Raw genomic sequence first — 10219 nt, forward strand, 5'->3', positions numbered from 1 at the left:
AATCTTGCGTGTTGCTGATCAATTACGACATATAAACGAAAGAATAAACGAAGCATGTAACAGATCGGGCCGAAGCCCTGAGGATGTGACCATCATCGCTGTTACAAAATATGTATCAACAGAAAGGGCTCAGGAGGCCGTTGATGCAGGAATTACAAGCCTGGGAGAAAATCGGGATGCTGAGCTTGCCCGCAAGCAGGATGTCATCACGGGGAATCCGGATTGGCATTTTATCGGCAGTCTTCAGTCAAGAAAAGTGAAGTCTGTCGTTGACCGCGTATCTTATATTCATTCCTTAGACAGACTGTCCTTGGCAAAAGAGATTGAAAAACGCGCTTCAGATAAGGTACGCTGCTTTGTGCAGGTGAATACATCGCTTGAACCGTCTAAACACGGTATGAAAACAGAAGAGGTCATCCCCTTTATCAGGGAGCTTTCAGGGTTTACAAACATCTCTGTAGAGGGCCTGATGACAATGGCTCCGCTGACAGACGATAAAGAATTGATCAGAGCCTGTTTTCGGGAATTACGGGACCTCCGCGGCCGTGTGCAGGGGCTGAACCAGGCGAACGCACCGTGCCGGGAGCTGTCAATGGGCATGTCAAATGATTATGAAATTGCTGTTGAAGAGGGCGCTACATTTATCAGAATCGGCTCCTTATTAGTCGGAAATGAAACAGGGGGTGTAAACAAGTGAGCATGAAAAATAAACTGAAAAACTTTTTCTCAATGGATGAGGAGGAGTACGAGTACGAATATATCGAAACCGAGCAGGATCATCCGGAAGAGCATGATCAGCAAAAAGAAAAACAGCCTGCCTACGCTCAAAAGACGGCCGGCAAGCAAAACGTGGTAAGCTTGCAAAGTGTTCAGAAATCCTCTAAAGTGGTGTTGAGTGAGCCGCGCGTATATGCGGAAGCGCAGGAAATCGCCGATCATTTAAAGAACAGGCGGGCAGTTGTCGTCAATCTTCAGCGCATTCAGCATGATCAGGCGAAAAGAATCGTCGACTTTTTAAGCGGGACTGTCTACGCCATCGGCGGCGACATTCAAAGAATCGGTTCAGATATCTTTCTGTGCACGCCTGATAATGTTGACGTATCCGGCACGATTTCGGAGCTCATATCTGAAGACGAACATCAGAGGTGGTAAAGCAGGATGATTCTTTATCAAATTTTTTCCGTTCTGAGCTATTTAATTTACATCTACTCGTTTGCCCTGATTATTTATATTTTTATGTCATGGGTGCCGAGTACGAGGGAAACGGCAGTCGGTCGGTTTCTCGCAGCAATTTGCGAGCCGTATTTAGAGCCGTTCAGAAGGATCATTCCGCCGATTGCCATGCTGGATATATCCCCGATTGTTGCCATCATCGTGCTTCGGTTTGCCACGACAGGACTTTGGGGCCTATACCGCATGATCGCAATGTATACGTAATGACAGTTTGATACAGGCTTGGCACCGGCCAAGCCTCTTTACATAGAAAGGAAAGAACATGAGCGATATTTACCAGCACTTCAGAAAGGACGAGCGGCCTTTTATCGATCAGGCGCTTGAATGGAAACAGATAGTCCTGGAGCAGTATCGGCTGAAACTGACTGATTTTTTAGATCCGCGGGAACAGGTGATTGTAAAAGCTGTTATCGGTGAAGCCTGCGGACTCGCGTTTTTCGGGGGATATGACCGGGCCGAGCGCAAACGGGCGATATTATACCCTGATTATATTGAGCCGGAACTGGATGATTTTGAGCTCCAGGCTTTCGAGGTTCAATACGCTGAAAAATTCGTCAGCATCGACCACCGCTCTCTTCTCGGATCTTTAATGGGGATCGGATTAAAGCGGCAGAAATTCGGCGATTTAGTATTTTCGGAAAAAGCGGTGCAGCTTATCGTCTCCGGGGAAATTGCCGATTTTGTCAGCGTCCAGCTCACCAAAGCGGGCAAAGCCCCGGTAAAGCTTGAGAAAATTGCGCTCGCCGATCTTCACATTCCCGCTTCGGATGTCGAAATAAGAGATGACACGGTTTCTTCATTGCGCCTCGACGCCGTTTGCGCCTCAATGAGCCGGCAATCCCGGCAAAAGGCGCAGGCGCTTGTGAAAAACGGACTCGTCAAGGTCAATTGGAAAGCCGTTGAGGACCCGTCCTACCAGGTTGCTGAAGGGGACATGCTTTCCATTCGGGGCTTCGGCCGATGCAGTTTGACAAAAATTGAGGGAAAAACGAAAAAAGACAAGTGGAAAGTCACTTTTGAACGGCAAAAATGAGTCGTTTTTTCAGTTTTTTTCTCCATCTGTGCCGTATTTGTTTTATAATGTGAACTAGATAATCGTACTGAAATGTAAAAATGGAGGTGGCAATATGCCATTAACGCCAAATGATATCCATAACAAAACGTTTACAAAAGGTTTTCGCGGATATGATGAAGATGAAGTCAATGAATTTTTAATGCAAGTCAGAAAAGATTATGAAATCGCACTCCGGAAAAAAGCGGAGCTTGAAGCGAAAGTGAATGAGCTTGACGAAAGAATCGGACACTTTGCCAATATTGAAGAAACACTGAATAAATCAATCCTCGTGGCGCAAGAGGCCGCAGAAGACGTCAAACGCAACTCGCAGAAAGAGGCGAAGCTGATTGTCCGTGAAGCGGAAAAAAATGCTGACCGCATCATTAACGAATCGCTGTCCAAATCAAGAAAAATCGCAATGGAAATTGAAGAGCTGAAAAAACAGTCAAAAGTGTTCAGAACCCGTTTCCAAATGCTGATTGAAGCGCAGCTCGACCTTTTGAAAAATGATGATTGGGATCATCTGCTTGAATACGAAGTCGATGCGGTATTTGAGGAAAAAGAATAATTTTCTGATTTTCTTGACATTCTCAGGGCCATTCGAATATAATACGTTCATAAATTCAGATGAAAAGACGATTGAAAGGGACCGTCATGACTCAAAAAGGCTATAAAGCGAACCGGGGAAGGTGGAAGCCCGGGATGGCCGGAATCATGTGGATCAGCCCTTTAGTTTCCTTTCTGAACTTACAGTAGGAAAGGACGTTCCATCACGTTACGATGCTCGAGAGGAAAAGGCGGGATATGCCGCTTTTTCTAAAAGGGTGGTACCGCGAGATAAGCTTTCTCGTCCCTTATGGGATGAGAGGGCTTTTTTTATTTTCTGAAAAATGTTGTGGAGGAATGAAGATGGATTACAAAGATACGCTGCTGATGCCGAAAACAGATTTTCCGATGAGAGGAAATCTGCCGAATCGTGAACCGGACATGCAAAAACAATGGGAAGAACAGGACATTTACCGCCTTGTTCAAGAACGGACGAAAGACCGCCCGAAATTTGTGCTGCATGACGGACCTCCGTATGCAAACGGAGACATCCATATGGGCCATGCCCTGAACAAAATCCTGAAAGACTTTATCGTCCGCTATAAATCAATGAGCGGCTACAATGCCCCGTACGTGCCGGGCTGGGATACACACGGGCTGCCGATTGAAACGGCGCTGACGAAAAACAAAAAAGTAAACCGGAAAGAAATGTCCGTTGCTGATTTCCGCAAGCTTTGTGAAGAATATGCATGGCAGCAGATCGAAGGACAGCGCGAACAGTTCAAGCGCCTCGGCGTCAGAGGAGACTGGGAAAACCCTTATGTCACGCTGCAGCCTGAATTTGAAGCGCAGCAAATCCGCGTTTTCGGTGAGATGGCAAAAAGAGGCTACATTTATAAAGGCCTGAAGCCTGTTAACTGGTCTCCTTCAAGTGAATCCGCTCTGGCAGAAGCGGAAATTGAATATCAGGACAAACGCTCTCCATCTATTTATGTGGCGTTTAACGTGAAAGACGGAAAAGGCGTTCTTGAAAACGGAGAACGCTTCATCATCTGGACGACAACGCCATGGACGATGCCTGCCAACCTCGGAATTTCCGTTCATCCGGAGTTAGAATACAGCGTCATCAAAGCCGGAGACAAACGTTATGTCGTCGCAACTGATTTAATCGAAAACGTGGCCCAAGCATGCGGTTTTGAGAACCCGGAAGTTATCGCCTCATACAAAGGAAGAGAATTGGAACATATTATTGCGGAACATCCGCTGTACGGCAGAGATTCACTCGTCATGCTCGGTGAGCACGTGACAACAGATGCCGGAACGGGCTGTGTCCATACTGCTCCGGGCCACGGGGAAGATGACTTTATCGTCGGCCAAAAATACGGCTTAGAGGTTCTTTGCCCTGTTGATGAAAAAGGGAACATGACTGACGAAGCACCTGGTTTTGAAGGCATGTTTTATGATAAAGCAAACAAGCCGATCACTGAGAAGCTTGAAGAAAATGGCGCGCTGTTGAAGCTCGAATTCATTACGCACTCCTATCCGCACGACTGGAGAACAAAAAAACCGACCATTTTCAGAGCGACTGCCCAATGGTTCGCGTCTATTAAAGATTTCAGATCTGACCTGCTTGATGCCATCAAAAAAACAAAATGGGTGCCTGAGTGGGGCGAACAGCGTCTTTACAACATGGTGCGCGACCGCGGCGACTGGTGTATTTCAAGACAGCGTGTCTGGGGTGTGCCGATTCCGGTATTTTATGCTGAAAATGGCGAGCCTGTTATCACTGACGAAACAATTGAACACGTTTCAGAGCTGTTCAAAAAACATGGCTCAAACATCTGGTTTGAAAAAGAAGCAAAAGACTTGCTGCCGGAAGGATTTACACATCCGGGAAGCCCGAACGGCATCTTCACGAAAGAACAAGACATCATGGATGTATGGTTTGATTCCGGTTCTTCGCATCAGGCTGTGCTTGAAGAACGCGATGATCTCGTCCGTCCGGCTGATTTATACCTTGAAGGGTCAGACCAATACCGCGGCTGGTTTAACTCATCCCTTTCTACCGCAGTTGCCGTCACAGGCCATGCACCTTATAAAGGTGTCTTAAGCCACGGCTTCACACTTGATGCAAACGGCAGAAAAATGAGTAAATCACTCGGCAACACCATTGATCCGACAAAGATCGCTAGACAGCTTGGAGCGGAGATTTTACGCTTATGGGTATCATCAGTAAACTATCAGGCCGATCACCCGGTTTCTGAGGATATTTTGAAACAAGTCGCAGAAGTATACCGTAAAATCCGCAACACGTTCCGTTTCCTTCACGGCAACCTGTTTGACTTCAATCCGAGCGTCAACGCCGTTGATGTAAAAGACCTTCGGGAAGTGGATCAGTATATGCTGATCAAACTGAACAAGCTGATTGACAAAGTGAAAAAAGCATATGATGAATATGAATTTGCGGTTGTATATCACAGCATTCATAACTTCTGCACGATCGAGCTCAGCTCTTTCTATCTTGACTTTGCAAAAGATGTGGTGTACATCGAGCATGCGGATCATCCGGACCGCCGCAGCATGCAGACGGTTTTTTATGAAACTCTGCTTGCGTTAGTGAAGCTGACGGCGCCGATTCTGCCGCATACGGCTGACGAAATGTGGTCTCATTTATCATTTGTCGAAGAACCGAGCGTTCAGCTGACAGATATGCCGGAAACGATCTCTGTTCCTGACAGTGAAGCGACTGAGGATAAATTTGACCGTTTCATGGAGCTGCGCAATGACGTGTTAAAAGCGTTAGAAACAGCCCGTAACGAAAAAATTATCGGAAAATCATTGGAAGCGAGCCTGACGTTATATCCGAACAAAGAAAATCGTGACCTGCTGTCATCCATTAAAGAAAATACAGCACAGCTGTTTATCGTTTCTGAACTGACGGTGAAAGATGAAAATGAAGCGCCGGATGAAGCGCAAAGCTTTGATACAGGGAAAATAACTGTAAAAAAAGCGGAGGGCCAAATGTGTGAACGGTCCCGTGTGATTTCCAAAGATGTCGGGGCCAATCCGAAGTATCCGACATTGTCGCTCCGAAATGCGGAAATCGTGGAAAAATATTATCAAAAATAATGGTTTTGTAAGCGCCCGGTGTGAACCGGGCGTTTTTTTCATGCCAGCAATGTCATCGATTAGAACGATAGGAAAAATCTTATGGGCTTCAGATGAGGCGGCGGGGGCAACAATAGAGGTATAACCTCAAAGAGCAGGAGTTGTGATGAATGAATGATCAACTGACCGCAATCCATACGGAGCTTCTCATGATGAAAGAAGAACTCCAGTCAAGATTATTTGAGTATTCTTGCTTTCAAATGTCAGCATCTGTTGAACCTTCAATAAACAATCAAAAAGCAACTCTGATCTTTCATATTAAAGAAGAACTGCAGGACGTTCTTCTTGCGCTGTCTAAATTTGAAAACAATACATTCGGTTATTGTGAAAAAACCGGCGCCCCCATTCCGATTGAAAAGCTTGCGGTTTTGCCGACGGCGCGGACCGCTGATGATTTTTATTATCCCGCCCAATTTGAAAAGAAAACCCTTCCTTACTGGGAGCCCGAGATGTATGCATATGATCAGGCGCTGTATGAATGACAGCGTCTGTTTCCGTGCGTTTTCCCGGAGCCTGATGATCTGCCTTTACTCCTGCATCTTTTATTGATAAAATTCATAAAGGATAAAAGTAACTGTATAATGGAGGAACGTGTGTGCTTTATTATCTTATCGCTCTTTTAATTATCATAGCCGATCAATTGACGAAATGGCTTGTCGTAAACCATATGGAATTGGGACAAAGCATACCTGTCATCGATCAGGTGCTGTATATCACCTCGCATCGGAACACAGGGGCGGCATGGGGCATTTTAGCCGGCCAGATGTGGTTTTTCTACTTGATTACTGTCGCCGTGATCATCGGTATCGTTTATTACATACAGCGTTATGCAAAAGGGCAGATTTTACTCGGGATTTCTCTCGGTTTAATGCTGGGAGGCGCTGTCGGAAACTTTATTGACCGGGCGGCGCGTCAGGAAGTAGTGGATTTTATCCATGTCATCATCGTTAATTATCATTACCCGATTTTTAATATCGCGGACTCTTCATTGTGTGTCGGCGTGATACTTTTATTTATTCATATGCTGTTTGACAGCGGGAAAAAGAAGGAGCAATAACATGAATCAATTTGACATAACCGCTCAGCCTGAACAAAAAAGCGAGCGGATTGATAAATTTTTGGCTTCATCCGGTGAAAACTGGTCACGCACCCAGGTGCAGCAATGGGTAAAGGAAGGCCTTGTGTCCGTTAACGGAAAGTCAGTGAAAGCAAACTATAAAATGCAGCCCGGCGACCAAGTGACGGTGACCGTCCCTGAACCCGAAGAGCTGGACGTGCTTGCCGAGCCTATGGACTTGGATATTTATTATGAGGACCAAGACGTGTTGGTCGTGAATAAACCGCGGGGCATGGTCGTTCACCCGGCACCCGGCCATGTGACGGGGACGCTTGTAAATGGCCTGATGGCGCACTGCAATGACCTTTCCGGCATAAACGGCGTCATGAGGCCCGGAATCGTTCACCGCATTGACAAAGACACCTCAGGCCTGTTAATGGTCGCAAAAAATGATATGGCGCATGAATCACTTGTCAATCAGCTCGTCAATAAAACTGTTACCCGGAAATACATAGCGGTTGTCCACGGAATCATTTCTCATGATGACGGGACCATTGACGCACCGATCGGAAGAGATAAAAAAGACCGCCAAAGCATGACCGTTACGAGAGAAGGCAGCAAAAATGCCGTCACGCATTTCCACGTGCTGGAGCGATTTGATGACTTCACGCTTGTAGAGTGCCGCCTTGAGACAGGAAGAACGCATCAGATCCGGGTTCATATGAAGTATATCGGCTTCCCTTTAGCGGGAGATCCGAAATACGGGCCGAGAAAAACCATTGATTTTAACGGCCAGGCGCTCCATGCGGGAGTATTGGGCTTTCAGCATCCGCGGACAGACGAATATATGGAATTCGAAGCGCCGTTGCCGGAAGATATGCAAAAACTCATCGAAAATTTGAGAAATAGCCGTTGACAGCAAGTTTCTTTTCTGAAATAATAAAACAAAGCTGAATAGATTCTTTAACACAGTCCAGAGAGGCTGAGAAGGATAACGGATAGGACGGAAGATATATATGTGTTTCGTCCTGAAAGGAACCCCTCTATGCTCTGGCAGGAGGGGTTTTTCTTCTTATATACGAATGGAGAGGTGTCACGCGTGAATCAAAAAGCTGTTATTCTTGACGAGCAGGCGATCAGAAGGGCATTAACAAGGATTGCCCATGAAATGATCGAGCGGAATAAAGGAATGAATGACTGTATTCTTGTCGGAATTAAAACTAGAGGCATTTATTTAGCGAAACGGCTTGCTGAACGGATTGAGCAGATTGAAGGAAATCCCGTGACCGTCGGGGAAATTGACATTACCCTGTACCGTGACGATCTTTCGAAAAAAACGAGCAATGAAGAGCCGCTTGTGAAAGGAGCCGACATTCCGACCGACATTACCGACCAAAAGGTCATTGTGGTCGATGACGTGCTTTATACGGGACGGACAGTAAGAGCGGCGATGGATGCTCTCGTTGATGTAGGGCGCCCGTCATCCATACAGCTTGCCGTGCTTGTTGACAGAGGACACCGGGAGCTGCCGATCAGAGCGGATTATATCGGAAAAAATATTCCGACCTCAAAAGCTGAAAAAGTGATGGTTCAGCTGAGCGAAGTCGATCAAACTGATATGGTCGCCATATATGAAAATGAATAAAGCACCTTTTTAAATGCATTCCAGAGAGTTTGCAAAGAGGATTTCTAACGCACAAAAGCCGGGCGTAATGACGCGGCCGGACTGTGTATGCCTCTTTGCGCAAAAAGCAAAGAGGTTTTTTTATACCATTTGAGAGTCATTTTAAAGAGACGTCAATCAGGAGGAAACGCCATGAGTAAAAAAAAAGTAAATCTGGGAGTCAGGGATGTCCCAAACCCATTGTCCTGGCTGTCATTCAGCCTGCAGCATTTATTCGCCATGTTCGGCTCAACGATCCTCGTTCCGAAACTGGTCGGAATGAGTCCGGCAGTGGCGCTTGTCACGAGCGGAATCGGGACACTCGCTTATCTCTTGATTACAAAAGGCCAGATTCCTGCTTATCTAGGATCATCATTTGCCTTTATTTCTCCGATTATATTGGTGAAAGCAACGGGAGGGCCGGGGGCGGCCATGGTCGGCGCTTTCCTGGCGGGAATCGTGTACGGCTTGATCGCGCTGCTTATCAGGCAGCTTGGAACGGGGTGGCTGATGAAGCTGCTGCCGCCGGTCGTCGTCGGACCCGTCATTATCGTCATCGGTCTCGGGCTGGCAAGTACGGCCGTTAACATGGCGATGTACGCGGACCCGAATGCGAAGGAGCTCGTCTACAGCTTAAAGCACTTCAGTGTAGCCGGCGTCACCTTGGCGATTACCATCATCTGCGCCATCTTTTTACGGGGATTTTTAAGCCTGATACCGGTGCTGATCGGCATCATAGGCGGGTATCTGTTCGCTCTTACACAAGGCATTGTCGATTTCCAGCCCGTCATTGATGCCAAATGGTTTGCCGCCCCCGAGTTCATCATTCCGTTTAAGGACTATACGCCGTCTGTGACACTCGGGATTGCTGCGGCGATGGTGCCGGTTGCTTTCGTAACGATGTCAGAGCATATCGGCCACCAAATGGTGCTCAGTAAAGTTGTCGGACAAGATTTCATTAAGAAACCGGGGCTGCACCGCTCAATTATGGGGGACAGTGCAGCGACGATTATGGCTTCATTAATCGGGGGCCCGCCGACAACGACATACGGCGAAAACATCGGTGTACTGGCTATAACGAGAGTTTTCAGCGTCTTTGTCATCGGAGGCGCGGGTGTCATCGCAGTCTGCTTCGGGTTTGTCGGCAAAGTATCTGCGCTGATCAGCTCAGTTCCGTCCGCGGTCATGGGAGGCGTTTCCTTCCTGCTCTTCGGAATTATCGCGTCCAGCGGTTTGAGAATGCTGATTGACAACAAAATTGACTATGAAAACAACAGAAATTTAATTATTACATCCGTCATCCTCGTTATCGGCGTAGGCGGTGCTTTCATTCAAGTATCTAAAGGCGGCTTTCAAGTATCGGGCATGGCGCTGGCGGCAATCGTCGGAGTCATCCTCAACCTGATTCTGCCGCACGCAAAGGAAGAAGAGGCTGACGTCTCAGAACAGGATCATATTTAAACCTTTTAAAGAAAGTCCAGAGAGGCTTGGAAGGGTT

At 46.9% G+C, this 10219-nt stretch carries 11 protein-coding genes; all 11 read left to right on the top strand.

Annotation, left to right across the window (positions count from 1 at the left end; translation table 11 throughout):
- Positions 1–4: 4 nt before the first annotated feature.
- The 11 genes from AXI59_RS15915 to pyrP all read left to right on the top strand — a co-directional run bounded on the left by AXI59_RS15915 (position 5) and on the right by pyrP (position 10182).
- Positions 5–697, top strand: a complete 693-nt coding sequence (locus AXI59_RS15915; protein ID WP_061528702.1) for a YggS family pyridoxal phosphate-dependent enzyme — start codon at positions 5–7, stop codon at positions 695–697.
- Positions 694–1152 carry a cell division protein SepF gene (gene sepF / locus AXI59_RS15920; RefSeq protein WP_061520445.1) on the top strand — a complete coding sequence of 153 codons (459 nt, stop codon included), beginning with the start codon at positions 694–696 and terminating at the stop codon, positions 1150–1152. Before AXI59_RS15915 ends, sepF begins: the two co-directional genes overlap by 4 nt.
- Positions 1153–1158: 6 nt before the next feature.
- On the top strand, positions 1159–1437 hold the full coding sequence (locus AXI59_RS15925; protein ID WP_003154408.1) for a YggT family protein: 279 nt from the start codon (positions 1159–1161) through the stop codon (positions 1435–1437).
- 58 nt (positions 1438–1495) lie between these two features.
- Positions 1496–2266: a YlmH family RNA-binding protein gene (locus AXI59_RS15930; RefSeq protein WP_061528703.1), complete on the top strand. Its 771-nt coding sequence runs from the start codon at positions 1496–1498 to the stop codon at positions 2264–2266.
- Between the two features lie 94 nt (positions 2267–2360).
- Positions 2361–2855: a septum site-determining protein DivIVA gene (gene divIVA, locus AXI59_RS15935; RefSeq protein WP_061520447.1), complete on the top strand. Its 495-nt coding sequence runs from the start codon at positions 2361–2363 to the stop codon at positions 2853–2855.
- A 341-nt stretch (positions 2856–3196) separates the two neighbouring features.
- The gene (gene ileS / locus AXI59_RS15940) at positions 3197–5962 is read left to right on the top strand and encodes an isoleucine--tRNA ligase (protein ID WP_061528704.1); all 2766 of its coding nucleotides are present in this window, start codon (positions 3197–3199) and stop codon (positions 5960–5962) included.
- 149 nt (positions 5963–6111) lie between these two features.
- Complete coding sequence (locus AXI59_RS15945) at positions 6112–6483, top strand: TraR/DksA family transcriptional regulator (protein WP_061520449.1); 372 nt, start codon at positions 6112–6114, stop codon at positions 6481–6483.
- Positions 6484–6596: 113 nt separating this feature from the next.
- A complete protein-coding gene (gene lspA, locus AXI59_RS15950) occupies positions 6597–7058 on the top strand; it encodes a signal peptidase II (RefSeq protein WP_061520450.1) in 462 nt (153 codons plus the stop codon).
- Between the two features lies 1 nt (position 7059).
- Positions 7060–7974, top strand: coding sequence for an RluA family pseudouridine synthase (locus AXI59_RS15955; RefSeq protein ID WP_061528705.1), 915 nt, complete (start codon positions 7060–7062; stop codon positions 7972–7974).
- A 183-nt stretch (positions 7975–8157) separates the two neighbouring features.
- Positions 8158–8703 carry a bifunctional pyrimidine operon transcriptional regulator/uracil phosphoribosyltransferase gene (pyrR, locus tag AXI59_RS15960; RefSeq protein WP_061520810.1) on the top strand — a complete coding sequence of 182 codons (546 nt, stop codon included), beginning with the start codon at positions 8158–8160 and terminating at the stop codon, positions 8701–8703.
- Positions 8704–8874: 171 nt separating this feature from the next.
- On the top strand, positions 8875–10182 hold the full coding sequence (pyrP, locus tag AXI59_RS15965) for a uracil permease PyrP (protein WP_061520452.1): 1308 nt from the start codon (positions 8875–8877) through the stop codon (positions 10180–10182).
- The last annotated feature ends 37 nt before the right edge of the window (positions 10183–10219 follow it).

This window comes from Bacillus nakamurai (assembly GCF_001584325.1).
Lineage (GTDB): Bacteria > Bacillota > Bacilli > Bacillales > Bacillaceae > Bacillus > Bacillus nakamurai.